Raw genomic sequence first — 16,120 nt, forward strand, 5'->3', positions numbered from 1 at the left:
CCCGCAACGGCCACATGATCAAGGCCAAATCGGTGAACGTGGACATCGAGAACAACTACCTGCTCGACAACTACGGCACCACCGCCAACCTCATCAACATCTGGGGCTGCGGCACCAACCGGGTGGTCGGCAACGCCATCGTCTCGGAGAACCGGGACGGCGCGGTACAGGCCATGGACGTGACCGTGCGCAAGCGCTACGGCGATGTGAAGCCCTGCCCGGTGAATAACGCCGACATCACCATCGCCTACAACAGCTTCCTGAAGAAGGGCGAGACCCTGTGGTCCTCCCTGCTGCTCGATGTGTACGACATGGACAGCATGACCATCGAGAACAACCTGGTGACGGGGGCCCGCCTGGTGAAGGACGGCACCACCCAGGGCGTCTACTGGTACCCCGGCGACTGGAACGGCAAGAACCAGAGCTACGCGGCGGACCAGTACCTGGATGACCAGCTCCACGTGGAATCGGCCCCCTCGGCCGTGGACTCGGCGCACGAGCCCACGGAGCAGTACCGGCACCCCATGGCCACGGAGCCTCGGGATAACGCCTACAACATGGGCGCCTACAGCATCTCGCAGTGAGCGGATGCCGAGGCCGAGGCCGCATGGCTGAACCGTAGCGACGCGAGGGGCCCGGGCTCTAGCCCCGGGCCCCTCTTTTGTCGAACGCCCCGCCCGGCGCGGGGATAACCGGAAATCAGGAGAGACGCACATGGCTCAAGGAAACGGGGGGAACCGCTTTCTTCCCGCCAGCGCGGCGGTATGCGCCGCCCTGCTGGTGACCGCCTGCGGGGAGGAGCTGGAAAACGTCGACGGCCTCCCCAGCGCGGACGACGGGACCGAGCAGACGGAGGAAACCTCCGACGGCAATGGGAGCGATTCCGGCGAGTCCACCGGGTCGGAAGGGACCGGTGCTGACGAATCCGGCCAGGAGGGATCGGACACCGACCAGGGCACGGGAGGATCCGGGACTTCGGGCGGAGGGGGAACGGATTCCGGGGATTCCGGCGACGGGAGCCCGGACTCCGGCGAGCAGGACGGCACTGATTCCGGGGACTCCACCGACGGGGGCTCGGACTCCGGGGACCAGACCGGGGACGACTCCGGCTCCACCGACCAGGATCCCCCGAAGAGCGACCCCGCCGAGGGTGCGGCGGGAACCTGGATCAAGCAGGACCCCGAGGCGGGTGCCGGCCAACCGGACTACCGCCCCTACTCCGGGGTGACCGCGGGCAACGGCTTCGTCTACTACTGGGGAGGCGGCCACAAGACCCACCCCGGCAACGACGTGGACGCCTACGACATCGCCAACAACCGCTGGGTCCAGCTCACCGAGGAGGAGAACTGGGAGAACGTCTGGGAATGGGACCACCTCACCCAGGACGAGAAGGAGGCCATGGACGCCAGCCGTCGTGGCGGCTGGGAGGTGGACTTGCTCTCGCCGCGGGGCCGTCCGGTGACCAAGCACTCCTACGCCCAGATGACCTGGTGGCCCGGGCACGGCTACTGCCTGCTCAAGCAGCGCCTGTGGTGCTACGACCCCAAGATGGGCGACGCCGACGGCGCCTGGACCGACCTGGCCAAGGACCCGTTCCCCTTCAACAACACGGGGCAGATCGCCATCTGGGACCTCTCCTACGACCCCGGGCTGGACACGGTGGTCACGGTCGCCGGGAGCGGCTACTCCGAGCGGGCCTGGGCCTACAATCCGGAGACCGGGGGCTGGGATACGGTGGTAACCGATGGCTCCACGGGCGGGAACTACACCGAGGTGTACAGCGCCATGAACCCGGAGACCGGCTGGAGCACCGTCTACGCCCAGCAACGCTGGCAGCAGATGAACTTCCAAACCGGCGAGGTGAAGCAGATGGCCCAGCTGCGCCACAACGGCCAGGCAGTGGGCGCCTCCCTCTCCATCGAGTGGGCTCCGGAGCTGGGCAAGGCGCTGGTGGCCAAGAAGGTGGACGGGCGCCTGCGCATGTGGACCTACGACCCCACCACGGACCGCTGGTCCGACTTCGAGCTGGCGGGGGAGGGGCCGATGAACGCCCACGGCAAGTGGGATACCCTGGCGCGGGACCCCAAGACCGGGACCTACGTCTTCCTGGCCAAGGAGGACGAGAACGCCAACGAAGGGCAAACCCCGGAGACCTGGACCTTCCACCTCTCCGAAGAGCCGTAGGCAGCCGCACGGCACCGGGGCACAGGCCCCGGCCCGACGCGAGGCGATGCAAGGGCCCGGGTGCGAGCACCCGGGCTTTTTGCTTGGCCACCCCCCCTTGGAAGCCCCCTCCGCGAGCCCTCCCAGCGCGGGCCAACCTTCGGGGATATTTTCAACCGCGGCTCTTTCCCTTACTTTTCCGCCCGATTCCGTTAGAGTGTCCCGCCGTCCCGGCAACGGCGCCCGCCGGACTGCGGGCATCGTCGCCGGGGCGGCCAAACCCTATTCCCGAAAACGCCGCGGAGACACGGTTCATGGGCAAGGAAGGCGGCTACTCCGCCGAGGATATCACCGTCCTCGAGGGGCTGGATCCGGTGCGTAAGCGCCCGGGCATGTACACGGAGACCTCCGCCCCCAACCACATCATCCAGGAGGTGGTGGACAACGCCGCCGACGAGGCGCTCGGCGGCCACGCCACCCTGATCCGGGTCACCCTGCACCCTGACGGCTCCGTCTCCGTGGAGGACGACGGGCGCGGCATCCCGGTGGAGCACCACAAGGCGCAGAACAAGCCCGCGGTGGAGGTGATCCTCACCACCCTCCACGCCGGCGGCAAGTTCCAGAAGGGCGGCGACAGCGTCTACGGCATCTCCGGCGGCCTGCACGGGGTGGGCGTGGCGGTAACCAACGCCCTCTCCCGCCGCCTGGAGGTTACCGTCCGGCGCGACGGCGCCGAGCACCGCATGGCCTTCGCCGGCGGCGAGGTGGACGAGCCCCTCGCCCAGACCGGCACCGTGGCCAAGCGCTCCACCGGCACCACCATCCGCGCCTGGCCCGACGAGCGCTACTTCGACGACGGACGCATCCTCCTGGACCCCCTCCGCCGCCTGCTGCGCACCAAGGCCATCCTGCTGCCGGGCCTGCGCGTGGAGCTGGTCCGGCAGCAGGAGGAAGGCGACCCCATGGTGGAGGCCTGGGCCTACGAGAACGGGATGGCCCAGTACCTGGAGGAACTGCTCGACGGCCGCGAGACCGTCTGCCCCGTCTACGCCGCCGGCCGCTTCTACGACCCGGACACGGGCGCCGGCGACTTCCAGCCCGGCGAGGGCGTGGACTGGGCCATCACCTGGGTGGCCGAGGGGGCCGGGCTGGGCGAGTCCTTCGTCAACCTCATCCCCACCGCCCAGGGCGGCACCCACGTCAACGGCCTGCGCACCGGCGCCACCGAGGCCATCCGGGCCTTCGCCGAGCACCACCAGCTCCTGCCCCGGGGCGTGAAGCTCGCTCCCGAGGACATCTGGAGCCGGGCCTGCTTCCTGCTCTCCGCCAAGCTCCTCGACCCCCAGTTCCAGGGCCAGGTGAAGGAGAAGCTCACCTCCCGCGAGGCGGCCAAGCTGGTGACCACCCTGTTCCGCGACCGCTTCGAGCTGTGGCTCAACGAGCATCCGGAAGCCGGCAAGGCCATCACCGAGCTGGCCATCGCCGCGGCCCGGGAGCGCCAGCAGGCCAACAAGAAGTCCGCCAAGAAGCGCGGCGGAGCCCTGGCCACCCTGCCCGGCAAGCTCACCGACTGCGAGTCCGACGACCCGGCCCGCACCGAGCTGTTCATCGTCGAGGGGGACTCCGCCGGGGGCAGCGCCAAGCAGGCCCGCGACCGCGACACCCAGGCGGTGCTGCCCCTGCGCGGCAAGGTGCTGAACACCTGGGAGGTGGACAGCGGCGAGCTCTACGGCAACCGCGAGGTGCACGACATCGCCGTCTCCATCGGCGTGGACCCCCACGGCCTCGACGAGGAGGCCGACCTCTCCGGGCTGCGCTACGGCAAGATCGTCATCCTCGCCGACGCGGACGTGGACGGCGCCCACATCCAGGCCTTGCTCATCGGCCTGTTCCTGCGCCACTTCCCCAAGCTCATCGAGCGCGGCCACCTGTTCGTCGCCCATCCGCCGCTGTTCCGCCTCGATGTCCCCGGCCAGGGCAAGGGCAAGCCCGCGCGCAAGATCTACGTGCTCGACGAGCCGGAGAAGGCCGCCACCCTGGAGAAGCTGGCCGACGAGGGCATCGACCCGGAAAAGGTGAAGGCCTACCGCTTCAAGGGCCTCGGCGAGATGAACGCCGAGCAGCTCTGGGAGACCGTCCTCTCCCCGGATACGCGGCGGCTTCTGCCGCTGTTCGTCCCCGAGGACGAGGAGGAGGAGACCTGGAACGAGGTGAACCGCTGCCTCGGCAAGCGCGAGGCGGCGGCACGCCGGGCCTGGATCGAGGCCAACGGCGACCAGGTGGAAGCCGACATTTGAACCGGGGACGGGCCGGTAGGAGCGGTGGCGCCCACCGCGACCACCTGGGGCTGGAGACTGTTCCCCCAGGCACTGGAAGGCCCGTAGGAGCGGCCTCCCGGCCGCGACCTCCTTCGGTCGCCCCTGCGGGTCGCGGCGAGGACGCCGCTCCTACAAACGATTGGATTCCTGGCGCATTCCCAGAAAAGGCATCAATGAGGGATTTCCATGGCTGACATGACCACCTTCGCCGGCGCCCGCGACGGCGAGCGGGGCGAGGACTGGCTGGACCTGCGCGAGCACCTGGGCCGCTCCTACCTGGCCTACTCCCTGTCGGTGGTCAAGGGGCGCGCCATTCCCGACGTGCGCGACGGGCTGAAGCCCGTCCAGCGCCGCACCCTCTACGCCATGCACCGGCTGGGCCTGCGCGCCGACACCGACCACAAGAAGTCGGCCCGGGTGGTGGGCGAGGTGATCGGCAAGTACCACCCCCACGGCGACCAGGCCGCCTACGACGCCATGGTGCGCATGGCCCAGGACTTCACCTTCCGCTACCCGCTGGTGGACGGCCAGGGCAACTTCGGCTCCCCCGACGGCGACAACGCCGCCGCCATGCGCTACACCGAGGCGCGGCTGACCCCCTTCTCCGACGTGCTGCTCGGCGAGACCGACCGCGGCACGGTGGACTTCATCGACAACTACGACGGCGCCGAGCAGGAGCCGGAGGTGCTGCCGGCGCGCGTGCCCATGGCCCTGCTCAACGCCCAGCCCGGCGTGGCCGTGGGCCTGGCCACCGACGTCCCCTCCCACAACCTGCGGGAGGTGGGGCAAGCGGCCGTTGCCCTCTACCGCAACCCCGACGCCACCACGGCCGACCTGCTGGAGCACATCCAGGGCCCCGACTTCCCCGGCGGCGGGCAGGTGTGCGCCTCCCGGGAGGAGCTGGCGGCGCTCTACGAGAAGGGGCGCGGTTCCCTCACCCTGCGCGCGCGGTGGGAGGTGGAGAAGCTGGCCGGCGGCGACTGGCAGGTGGCGGTCACCGAGCTCCCCCCCGGCAGCTCGGCCGAGCAGATCCTCGCCGAGATCGACGCGCTGGCCAATCCGCAGCCCAAGAAGGGCAAGAAGGACATCACCAGCGATCAGAAGGCCAAGAAGCAGGCGGTCCTGGCCCAGGTGGGCGGCATGTCCAACCAGGCCGGCCAGGACACCGGCCCGGTGCGGCTGGTGATCGAGCCCAAGTCCAAGCGCCAGAAGCCCGAGGAGCTCATGGGCTTCCTCATGGGCCTCACCTCCCTGGAGGTGCGCCAGAAGGTGAGCCTCACCTTCATCGACCTGGACGGCCGCCCCAAGGAGCTGGCCCTCAAGGAGGTGCTGGCGGGCTGGACCACCTTCCGGCGCGAAGTGGTCACCCGGCGCAGCCGCGCCCGCCTGGAGAAGGTGGACAACCGCATCCACATCCTGGAGGGCCGCCGCGCGGTCCTGCTCGACATCGACGCGGTGATCGCCATCGTGCGCAACGCCGAGGACTACGCCGAAGCCAAGGCCGGGGTCATGGAGCAGTTCGCCCTTACCGAGGCCCAGGCCGACGACGTGCTTGCCATCCCCCTGGGCCGGCTTACGCGCATGGACTCCATCAAGGTGGACCAGGAGCTCTCCGACCTGCGGGGCGAGAAGGAAAACCTGGAGCACCTGCTGGCCGACCACGACGCCATGACGGACAAGATCGTGGAGGAGCTGCAAGCGGACATCGCCACCTACGGCGACGACCGCCGCACCCTGATCGAGGACTCCGAGCCGGTAGCCATGGAGGCCCCGGTGATGGACGAGCCGGTCACGGTGCTGCTGTCGCGCAAGGGCTGGTTCCGCGCGCGCCAGGGGCACGGCCTGGACCTCACCTCCGTGCCCCACAAGGACGGCGACGGCCCCCTGGCCGCCGTGGAGACCCGCACCACCAAGTCGGTGGTGGTCCTCGCCACCAATGGCCGTGCCTACACCGTGTCGGCCAACGAGGCCCCCGGCGGACGCGGCTACGGCACCCCGCTGTCCTCCCTGGTGGACCTGCAGGGTGCGGGCGTGGCGGGCATGGTCATCGGCGATCCCGGGGACCGCTTCCTACTGGCCACCACCACTGGCTACGGCTTCATCACCACCTTCGGCGACCTGCTGGGCCGCACCCGGAATGGCAAGGCGGTGCTCAAGTCCCTGAACGGTGCCAACGTACTGCCGCCCCTGCCCCTGGCTGCCCACGGCAACCAGGTGGCCACGGTCAGCGACAGCGGCCACCTGGCCGTCTTCCCCGCCGGTGAAGTCAAGGAGATGACCTCCGGCAAGGGCGTCAAGCTCATGGAGCTGAAGGAAGGCGAGGCCCTGGCGCGGGTGGACCGGGTGGACGAGGCGGGGCTGACCCTTCCCGGCAAGGGCGGCAAGACCGTGACTCTCTCCCCGGAGGCCCTTAAAGAGTACGTGCGAACCCGCGGCAGCCGGGGCAAACAGGTGCCCAAGGAGGTGGTGAAGAGCCGTCTATAGGACGGTTCCTACCCACCGGCGCCTTCCGGCCCGGGGCTTGGCGGGCTTGGGCACGGGTGGCGGTGCGGCGGTCCGGAAATGCTCCCCCAGCCAGTAGTCCCAGTCGCCGGGGTCCAGCTGCATGGCGCCTCCCGCCGGGGTGAAGGTCATCTCCCCAAAGACCACCCGACCTTCGATGTTGTAGAGGTCCACGCGCACGAACCGGAAGCGGCGGGAGAGGCGCTCTGCAACCCAGAGCATCTCCGCCAGGTTGGCGGGCTTCTCCAGGGACTCCTCCGGGGCCGGGGCCTTGCCCCGCACCGGGAGCGGGCGGAACTCCGCATCCACCATCAGGATCCGGGGGTCCCGCCCCCGCCCCAGCATCACCTCGATGAAGACCGGCTGCCCGCCGAAGCAGAAGATCTTGTAATCCACGGGGGCGGATTGCCCCGCCGGGGCCGGCAGGAGCTCCTCGATATAGAGCCGCGGTGGAATCCACCGGTAGTGCCACTCCCCCATGATCGTGGAGATGTCCATCTCCAGCCAGCCGCGGGTCTGTCGCCCCACCTCCGCCCAGTCCACCTCCGCCGGGCTCTCCACCAGGATCACCGTGCCCACCGCGTGGTTGGACTTGATGACGAAGCGCGACGGCAGGTCCGCCCGCGGGGCCTCCCGGATGTCCTTGCCCTGCCAGTACAGCTCGGGCAGATAGACGCTTCCCGCCTCCCGGGCCACGTAGTCCCGCACCGCGAGCTTGTCGGCCAGCCGGGTGTAGACCGGCCTGCGGTCGAACAGCTTCCGGGCCTGGATGTGCTCGTTGAAGGTCCGTGGCGCCCAGAGGCGCGGTACCGGGCCGATCTTCTCCCGATGGGTGGTCACGGAGGTGTACAGGTCCGAGGGGTAGAGGATGGCGTCGATGAGCAGCCGCTTGGCCCGCGACCCCCAATCGATCCGGCGTCGGAGCCCCAGCCCCACGCGCCGGCAAGCCTGCGCCAGTCCATCGGGGAGCCATTGGAGATGCATGACCGTCCTCTTCCCACAGGGACCAGGGGGACCGACGCCCATTCAGGCCGCGCCCAGGTTCCGGATCAGGGCCTCGGCCCGACCCTCGGAGAGCACATGATGGTCCCGGAAAAACGCCACGGTTCTCGGACAGGTAAGCAACGGCCGGTGCGGCTGCAGTAGGTTGTTGGGGTTGGCCACATCCCCGTTCCCCTCGATGACCTTCGGTCCCTCGGGGGATACAAAAATATCCCAGCCGGCGTACCGCAGACCCGGGACCGCCTCTGTCAATTCCACAGTCAATTCCTTGAGATCCTCCCAGAAGGGCACCCGGACCCCCTCCAGGCGCTTCCCCGTTACCGGATGGCGGTCGTGAACGTCCCGGGCGTAGAGCCCCGGCTCCGTGACTCCCCGGCCCAGCACGCCGCGCTCCGGGTCCACCCCGCAGGCCACCCCGCCCCGGGAGAAGTTGTCCACCGGCACCTCCCGCGAGGCGCCGAAACGATGGGCGGCCCCGGCCAGGAAGGCCCCCCGCGCGTCCTTCAGCACCAGCACCCGCAGGGTGTTCAGGGCGCCCGGGAAAATGGACGAGGCGTAGGGATGGGGGACCCCTTCCCGCTCCAGCAGCCACAGCCCCTCCCCGGGAAGCTCCCCGACGTCCTCCACCACCCGGCACCGCCGCCCTCCACCCCCGGAAACCGGCTTCAGGAACAGCCGCCGGCTCCTCTGCAGGGCCTCCCCAAGGTCCGCCGCCCCCTCGGTGGGGACGAAGGCGCCGTCGGCGAGCAGCCCCACGAGCCCGCAGGAGTGGCCGTCCAGGCCGAAATCCCGCAGAAACAGGTGGAAGGCGAGCTTGTTGCCCAGAAGCTCCTTCACGAAAGCGGGGTTGATGGCCGGAAAGCGCAGCTCCACCTCCCAGTCGCTCAGGAAGCGGTCGCGGGGGTAGGCGTGGAAGGGGTACATGCGCCGGCGCTTGGACAGGAACCCCCGGGAGAGCATGTCCACCCGCGGGGCCACTAGGGAGGCCCGTTCCAGGCCCCACAGCCCCGCAAGCGCCCTTGCCCTCCGGCTCAGACCCTGGATCACGTGCCTCCACCCGAATCACAGGCCCTCCCCGTCGGGAAGGGCGGATAAGGAAACCATTCTTATCCTTATGGACGGTGGATCCGCGCTCTGCAATGGGCTGGGGGTTCAGCCGCGGGAGTCTGGGGGCCTTCCGCACCGGCGGGCCCGGTACCGGCCCCGGCGAACCCCCTGCGGGAAAGGGGCAACCGCCCTGGAGGCGGGACGGTTCCCGGGATTCGGGAGGTCGGGAGAGGCGGGAAATCGGGTTGAGGCAACCCGCCAGCGAGGAGGCGGGAGAGCGCCCAAGGGCGCTCCGGGAGCAGCGGTTACGGGGTCGCCGCACGGGGTCCGGTCCGGGGTCAGGCCCCGCCTTCCGCCCCGCCCTCGAGCTGGTACTTCTTGATCTTCCGCCAGAGGGTGGACTTGTTGATCCCCAGGATCTCGGCGGTCAGGGCCCGGTCCCCCTCCGTCTCGTGAAGGGTCTTCTTGATGAAGTAGGCCTCCACCTCCTCAAGGCTCTGCGGGGGGATGTAGTCCAGCGCCTTGCCGGCCACCTCCCCGGGCTGCTGGAGCTCCGGGGGCAGCACGTCGGTGTCGATCTTCTCCCCCTCGGCGAGGATCACCATGCGCTGGACCAGGTTCTCCAGCTCGCGCACGTTGCCGGGCCAGTCGTAGCGCATGAGCGCGCCCAGCACCGGCGTGGTGACGCCCTTCAGGCTCTTGCCGTACTTCCGGGTGTACTTGTGGAGGAAGTATTGCGTCAGCAGGGGAATGTCGTCCCGCCGGTCCCGGAGCGGGGGCACGTCGATCTCGATGACCTTGAGGCGGTAGAACAGGTCCTCCCGGAAGTGGCCGGCCTCGATCAGCTCCGGGATGCCCCGATTGCTGGCGGCCAGCACGCGGACGTCGGTGGTCCGGGGCTGGGTGTCGCCCATGGCGTAGTAGGCCCCGTCCTGGAGGACCCGCAGGAGCTTGGCCTGCAGAGACAGGGAGGCGTTATTGATCTCGTCGAGAAAGATGGTCCCGCCGTTGGCCGCCTCGAACAGGCCCGGCTTGTCGCGATCGGCCCCGGTGAAGGCGCCCCGCCGGTAGCCGAACAGCTCGCTCTCGATGAGGTCCTCGGGGATGGCGGCGCAGTTCACAGCCACGAAGGCGTAATCGGCCCGCGGACTCTGTTTGTGGATCTGGCGCGCCACCAGCTCCTTGCCCGAGCCCGACTGCCCGCCGATGAGCACGCTGCAGTCGTAAGCGGCCGCGGCGTCCACCAGCCGCTGCACGGCCACCATCCCGGCGGACTGGCCGATCAGGGCCGAGCTGCCGAACAGCCGCTGCTCCGCCCGCAGCCGGCGGTTCTCCATGCTCAGGCGGTTGTGCTCCAGGGCCCGCTCCACCGTGTGGTAGAGCTCGGCATTGTCGAAAGGCTTGCGGATGTAGTCGTAGGCGCCGCTCTTCAGGGCCTCCACGGCGGACTCCACCGTGCCGTACCCCGTGATCATCACCACCTGGACCGAGGAATCCTGCTGCTTGGCGAAGCGCAGCACGTCCAGGCCGTCCACCCGGGGCATCTTGAGGTCGGTGACCACCACCTCCACCCGGCTGCGCTCCAGGTAGTCCAGGGCCTCCTGGGAATCGGTGAGGCCGACCACCTCCGCCTCCAGCGGCTTCAGCACGCTGGCCACCAGCTCGCACATCTTGGGGTCGTCCTCGCACACGAGGACCCGCGGGAGGCGGTCGAGATCCTCCGGAGCCTCCTCGGTGCCCTCCCCGCTTTCCGGATCAATCGCTAGCTTCATGGGCCTTGGCCGAGGGTAGACGGAGGATGAACCGAGCGCCGTCGGCGTAGTCGGCGTCGTACATGATGTAGCCGCCCCGCTTGGAAAGCATGGCCTGGGATATGGCGAGCCCCAGGCCGCTCCCGGCACCCACATCCTTCGTGGTGAAGAAGGGGTCGAAGACGCGACTGCGGATCTCGGGTGGGATGCCCGGGCCGTTGTCCTCCACGCTGGCACCCACCATGCCGTTGGGCTCCTCCCAGGTCCGGATCCGCACCTGGGGGTTATCGACCCCCTTCAGGGCCTGGATGGCGTTGAGGATCAGGTTGGTGAAGACGATGTCGAGCTCGCCGCAGCCGCCCTCCACCTCCGGGATCCCGGGGTCCAGCTCGGTTTCCAGATCCACCTTGAACCGCTTCAGCCGACAGTTCAGGAAGGTGTCGTTGACCTCCCCGATCAGGGCGTTGAGGCCGCAGGTCTCGCCGACGCACTGGTCCTTGCGGGCGTAGTTGAGCAGGTCCTGGACGATGCGGGAGCACTGCTTGGCCTCCTCCACCACCACACCGGAGTAGTGGGCGAGGCGCTCCGGGTCGTCCAGGGACTCCTGCATCAGCTGGGAATAGCCGAGGATGTTGCCCAGGGGCGTGTTCAGCTCATGGGCCACCCCGGCCGCCAGCTGGCCCATGGCCACCAGCTTCTCCCGGGTGTACACGCTTTCCTGCAGGCGCTTGTACTCGGTGATGTCCTGGAGGGTGACCACCGCCGCCATGTCCGTGTCCTCCCGGGAGAGGAAGGACAGGTTGATGGAGACCGCGCGCGGCTCCTGACCGATGGTCAGGGCGATCTCCTGGTTGCGCACGGGGCGTTTGTAGAGGAAGGCGTCCCGCAGGATGCAGCGGTCCGCCTCGTTGAGGTCGAGAAGCTCGAACAGGTTCTGGCCGATCAGGGCCTCCGCCGGGCCCTCCATGATCTCCTCGGCCTGCTTGTTCACCGTGGTGATGACCAGGTTCTCGTCGACGCTGATCAGCGCCCCCGGCAGGCTCTGCAGCAGGGCGTCGGTCTTGTTGCGCTCGGCGAGCACCTTGTTTTGGCATTCTTCTACATAGTTGAACGTCGACCGCAAGTTCTCGATCATTCGGTTGTAGTCGCTGACCATCCTGGACATTCGAGGGTCGAGGTCCCCGAGGGTGCCCACCTCCACCGGCTGGAGGCAACCCTCCTTGGCCTCGGCGATTTTATCGTGAAGGGCCCGCAGCGCCTCGTCGCGGGCCTCCCGATGCACCTCGTCACTCCGCGTGCGTGAGGTAACGAGGATGGCGAGTCCCAGGACGGAAAGCAAGGAGGCCCCGGCGAGGCCATCCGCCCGGACCTCCGTCGCCGCCCATAGCCCTACTCCCAGGAGAAGCAGGACCCCCGCAGAAATGCGCCTGCGTGAATCGCCCTCCTGCCACCATGCGCGAAGCCCGGCGTACCGGGAGAAAAGCTCCTTCATGGCGCAATCCTGCCTGTTGTGGGGACGTGCTGCCGCGGCCGCTAGAAAATCAGCTGCAGCCCGGCCGTGGCCTGGTCGTAGTCCTCCAGGGGCGGCACACCGTCCATGGGCTGATCGAAGTCCACCATGGCGTACTCGAACGTGAACTTCAGTCTCTGTCCGTCAATGTAATAGTTGAATCCCGCACTGTTCCAGGTCTGGTCATAGAAGCCGGTGTCGACGTTGTAGTCGGAGTTCTCGTAGCGGTAGAAGAGCTGCAGCCGGCCGGGCCCCACCTTGCCGGGCACCAGGTAGCCCGCCTTGGCGTAGTAGGCATCCAGCTCGCTGGTGATGGGTAGCTCGTCGTCCGGGTTCATGTTGATGGCGTCACCCACGCTGTAATCCATGTAGGCACCGGATAGCGTGGGCGTGCCCCAGCTGAACGGGTACTCGAAGAAGATGTCCGCGGTCCAGGCGTCGTAGTCCTTGCTGTCCGACAGGTTCGGGGCATCGCCGTAGGCCACGTCCGCCTGGTAATCGTAGGAGGCACCGATGGTCAGGACCCGCTGGGTGCCCAGATAGGTGCCCCGGTACCCGTACTGGTACTCGGGATCGAGCAGGGACCAGTGGATCCGTCCGGTCACCCGAGGGGAATCCTGCACCACCTCGTCGGCCTCGCGCCCGTCGGCCACCATCACCCGGTACTGCACCTGGGCGTCGAGCAGGTTGCCCCACATGGCCACGCCCACGTCCCGGCTGCGCCCGAAGGGCGTGTAGGCGATGGTTTCCGCCCGGTCCAGGGTCAGGGGCTCCAGGCAGGCCTCGAGGTTCTCGCGGGTGAAGGTGTTCTTGAACTTACCGACGATGAAGCGCAACGGGTCGGAGAAGTCCATGGTGAGGTAGGCATCCCGGTAATAGATGGAGCGGCCGGTGCTCATCGTCTCGTCCCGGCCATCGGAGGTCGCCTCCAGCTGCGCGTAGAAGCCGATGTAATCGGACCACTGCCCCTTGAAGGTCAGCCGGTTGCGGCGCAGGAAGAAGTCCGTCTGCGAGCCGTTGTCAGTGGCCGAGGTGAAGTCCTGATACTGTGCCCAGAACTGGCCGGCGTAGTTGAAGGTTACGAAACCCTGCTCGCCGAAGTTCGCCGTCGGCCCCGCCTGGGCCGTTCCCAGGCCGGCCGCGAAGAGGAGTCCCCCCCAGCCGGCCCGTTTCAGGATCCCGCTTCCGCAATGCCCCCGCATGGGAGCGCCCCGCTCGGTCGTACGCTGTGAATGCATTTGCATTCCCCCTTCCGTTCCTGGCAATTCCGCCCGTTAGTCGTCCACCGCCTTATAGGTCTCCAGCAAGCCGTCCACCTCGCCGCCCTCGTGGCACTCGGCGCAAGCGGTCTCCGGATGCTCACGCGGGTCCGGGAGCATTTCTTTGTGGGCGATGCCCTTGACCATCAGCCGTTGGTTGCCCTGGTGGCAGCCGTCGCAGGAGTGGTTCACCTCCATGTGATCGGGGTGCCAGGGATCCGACTCGGCATCCATGGCCGGAGCAGGACCCCGCCGGCCCTCGTTGTGGCACTTGAAGCAGGAGGTGGCGCCCAGGCCGCAGGCGTTGGCCACGTTGACGGGCGCCTGCTCCAGGACGCCGTGGTGGATGGAGGACAGGACCCGATCCCCCCAGCCCTGCTCCGCCCGTTCCGTGGCGGCGAGCTCATCGAGGGCAGCCTCTTCCCGGTTCTGTTCCACGCCCGACAAGCTCAGCGCCGTGACCGCCGCCACCACGGCCAGCGCACCGCTGGTCACGCCCAGCCGACTCGTTGCAGCACGAAGCAAACGTTTCATGGACGACCCCCTTCCCTTGGGTTTTCCCGTTTCCGTTGGGACTACTCTTCGCCGGACCGCTCGGCTTCCTGGACCTCGGCCTCGCTAAGGCCCGAGTTGCACATGCAGGGCGGCCCCTGGCCCTTGTAGCGCAGCCCCTCTTCCGCCGAGGCACCTTCCGGCCCCCCGTTGGCCGCGCATCCGGCCAGGAGGGCCAGGGGCAGCATCGTCACAGCCAAGATCCGCAGCCCCGCCATTTCCGCCTCCGCCGTGCAGTCCCGCCTGTTTGTCCCCCTAGAAAGCACCTTCCGTGCCAATGGCAATTTTTATTTAAAAACAGAAACATAAAATTGTTCGCGACAAACAGGTCCATTGCACAAGGCCACAGCCCCCGGGCCCGGACGTTTTTTGCAATGGGACAGGACAGGTCGAGCTGGAAAGGACCAAGGGGAAAGGGGAATGGATGGTAAGGGAGGGGAAAAACCGGCGCCGCCAGGGATCCACCACGAGTCCCCAATGCGGCAGCCCACCGTTGGAGCCTGCATAGAAGCCCACTTTAGTGGGCGAAACAGGGGGAGCCCATCATGGCCACCGTGCGAAACCGGCCATTCGCCCGGTAAAGCGGGCTTCTACGGGAGGGTAGCCGTAGCCGTGCAATGAACGACCGCCCCCGTAGTGTCCTGTCACAGCAATTCGTACCCAAAATGGACTCCCCGGGATGCGGGGTAAGCCCGAAAGGCGACTGAAGGGATGCCCGCAGGGCCGGGCCCCTTGGAGCCTGGAGGGCTTGCCCCGCGTCCCGGGTCCAGCCCAAAGAGCCCGACCAGCTTCAGCCCTCCCCGTCCAGCGCCACCCGCTCGCTCAACGCCCGGAAGCGGGTGGCCACCGCCTCCTTCAGGGCCTGCTCCAAGGTACGCACCGTCTCCGCGCTCATCTTGTCCGCTTGCTGGAACATGTAGCGGAACAGGCGCTCGTAATGCTCCTGGGGCGCCACGTCCAGGTGCAGGGCCACCCGCCAGCCCGCCGCCTGATCCGGGAGACGGGCCTCCGATTGCAAACGCACGGCCTCGCCCGGGGACAGCCGGGTATCGTAGAGCTCCTCCGTCATCTCCACGTCCGCCCCCCAGCCGATCACCGCCCGGTCCAGCTCCTCCCGGACCTTTCCCTGGCCGTCCTCCAGCACCAGGCGGGCGTACACCTTGGGGGTCAGATAGGTGGGGAACTTGTGGCCGGCCCCTGTGTTGGCCACCTCCCCGGCAACGCGGTACGCCCCTTCCCCCGCAGGCTCGGCGTCCAATTCCACCGTGACGGCCTCCCGTACCATCCCGGGGTCGTGGATCCCCTTCCACCGATGCTTCTGGCCCGGCATGTGGCAGGACTGGCAGGTCACCCCCTCCTCGGCGTAGCGGCTGGCCCGCCACTCCTCGTAGGTGTTCTCCCGCAGTTTGCCGTTCAGCTTGGGGCCGTCCTCGGGGAACTGGTGGCACTCGGCGCAGAAGCGGCTGGAGCGGTAGGCCTCGGTGGCCACGAAGCCGTCGTGCGGGGCGCGCTCGGCGGGCAGGGGATCCTCGGCTGGCGGGCCGAAGCGCTTGTGGCCGCGCACGTGGCAGGCGGCGCACACCAGCCCCTCGCGGTGCAGATCGGCGGGGACATGCTCCGGCGGCGCCCCGCCGGTGTCCTCCCAGCCCAGGTCCCGCCCCATCAGGGCGAGCTGCTCGGCCATGGGGGCGTGGCAGCGGGCGCACTCCTTCACCTGCTCGGGGCTCTTGACCCGGAACTGCCACCAGATCCCGGCGCCCATGGCCTGGCTATGCAGGCTGGCGTCCCATTCCGCGAAGCGGTCTGGATGGCAGGAGCGGCACGCGCCGGGGTCCAGGGAGGCCTCCAAAGGCGTGAAGCCCTCGGGCGGCTGCCCCTGGGCGGGGATGGGATGGGTCCAGAAGCGGTCCAGGAAGGCAGCGGTAGCTTTCTCCTCCGCCGCGCCCGGCTGCAGGGCCCACCAGGCCAGGGACCCGCCCGCCACGGCCACGACCAAAATCCCCAGCATCGCGAATC

At 68.4% G+C, this 16,120-nt stretch carries 12 protein-coding genes; 4 read left to right on the plus strand and 8 right to left on the minus strand.

Annotation, left to right across the window (positions count from 1 at the left end; genetic code table 11):
• The 4 genes from AN478_RS14165 to parC form a co-directional block, all read left to right on the plus strand.
• On the plus strand, positions 1 to 584 hold a 584-nt coding region (locus tag AN478_RS14165), incomplete at its 5' end, for a hypothetical protein (RefSeq protein ID WP_054966832.1).
• Between the two features lie 130 nt (positions 585 to 714).
• Positions 715 to 2,184 carry an ICP22 family protein gene (locus tag AN478_RS11800; protein ID WP_054966833.1) on the plus strand — a complete coding sequence of 490 codons (1,470 nt, stop codon included), beginning with the start codon at positions 715 to 717 and terminating at the stop codon, positions 2,182 to 2,184.
• A 293-nt stretch (positions 2,185 to 2,477) separates the two neighbouring features.
• On the plus strand, positions 2,478 to 4,460 hold the full coding sequence (locus AN478_RS11805) for a DNA topoisomerase IV subunit B (RefSeq protein ID WP_054966834.1): 1,983 nt from the start codon (positions 2,478 to 2,480) through the stop codon (positions 4,458 to 4,460).
• 207 nt (positions 4,461 to 4,667) lie between these two features.
• Positions 4,668 to 6,965 carry a DNA topoisomerase IV subunit A gene (gene parC, locus AN478_RS11810; protein ID WP_143004036.1) on the plus strand — a complete coding sequence of 766 codons (2,298 nt, stop codon included), beginning with the start codon at positions 4,668 to 4,670 and terminating at the stop codon, positions 6,963 to 6,965.
• Here the strand turns inward: parC and AN478_RS11815 are convergent.
• The 8 genes from AN478_RS11815 to AN478_RS11850 form a co-directional block, all read right to left on the minus strand.
• A complete protein-coding gene (locus tag AN478_RS11815; protein WP_054966835.1) occupies positions 6,960 to 7,967 on the minus strand; it encodes an ATP-grasp fold amidoligase family protein in 1,008 nt (335 codons plus the stop codon). The two genes, parC and AN478_RS11815, sit on opposite strands and share 6 nt — an antisense overlap.
• 42 nt (positions 7,968 to 8,009) lie before the next feature.
• Positions 8,010 to 9,032 carry a sugar-transfer associated ATP-grasp domain-containing protein gene (locus AN478_RS11820; protein WP_143004035.1) on the minus strand — a complete coding sequence of 341 codons (1,023 nt, stop codon included), beginning with the start codon at positions 9,030 to 9,032 and terminating at the stop codon, positions 8,010 to 8,012.
• Between the two features lie 338 nt (positions 9,033 to 9,370).
• Positions 9,371 to 10,804, minus strand: a complete 1,434-nt coding sequence (locus AN478_RS11825) for a sigma-54-dependent transcriptional regulator (protein WP_054966837.1) — start codon at positions 10,802 to 10,804, stop codon at positions 9,371 to 9,373.
• Complete coding sequence (locus AN478_RS11830) at positions 10,788 to 12,275, minus strand: two-component system sensor histidine kinase NtrB (RefSeq protein ID WP_082433067.1); 1,488 nt, start codon at positions 12,273 to 12,275, stop codon at positions 10,788 to 10,790. The genes AN478_RS11825 and AN478_RS11830 overlap by 17 nt, the downstream gene beginning before the upstream one ends.
• Positions 12,276 to 12,316: 41 nt before the next feature.
• The gene (extI, locus tag AN478_RS11835; protein WP_231627416.1) at positions 12,317 to 13,531 is read right to left on the minus strand and encodes a selenite/tellurite reduction operon porin ExtI; all 1,215 of its coding nucleotides are present in this window, start codon (positions 13,529 to 13,531) and stop codon (positions 12,317 to 12,319) included.
• Between the two features lie 36 nt (positions 13,532 to 13,567).
• On the minus strand, positions 13,568 to 14,086 hold the full coding sequence (locus AN478_RS11840) for a hypothetical protein (RefSeq protein WP_143004034.1): 519 nt from the start codon (positions 14,084 to 14,086) through the stop codon (positions 13,568 to 13,570).
• A gap of 41 nt (positions 14,087 to 14,127) precedes the next feature.
• Positions 14,128 to 14,304 (minus strand): hypothetical protein, encoded by a 177-nt coding sequence (locus tag AN478_RS11845; RefSeq protein WP_156344096.1) that lies wholly within the window; start codon positions 14,302 to 14,304, stop codon positions 14,128 to 14,130.
• A 590-nt stretch (positions 14,305 to 14,894) separates the two neighbouring features.
• Complete coding sequence (locus AN478_RS11850; protein WP_082433068.1) at positions 14,895 to 16,112, minus strand: ammonia-forming cytochrome c nitrite reductase subunit c552; 1,218 nt, start codon at positions 16,110 to 16,112, stop codon at positions 14,895 to 14,897.
• Positions 16,113 to 16,120 lie beyond the last annotated feature (8 nt).

Source organism: Thiohalorhabdus denitrificans (assembly GCF_001399755.1).
Taxonomy (GTDB): domain Bacteria; phylum Pseudomonadota; class Gammaproteobacteria; order Thiohalorhabdales; family Thiohalorhabdaceae; genus Thiohalorhabdus; species Thiohalorhabdus denitrificans.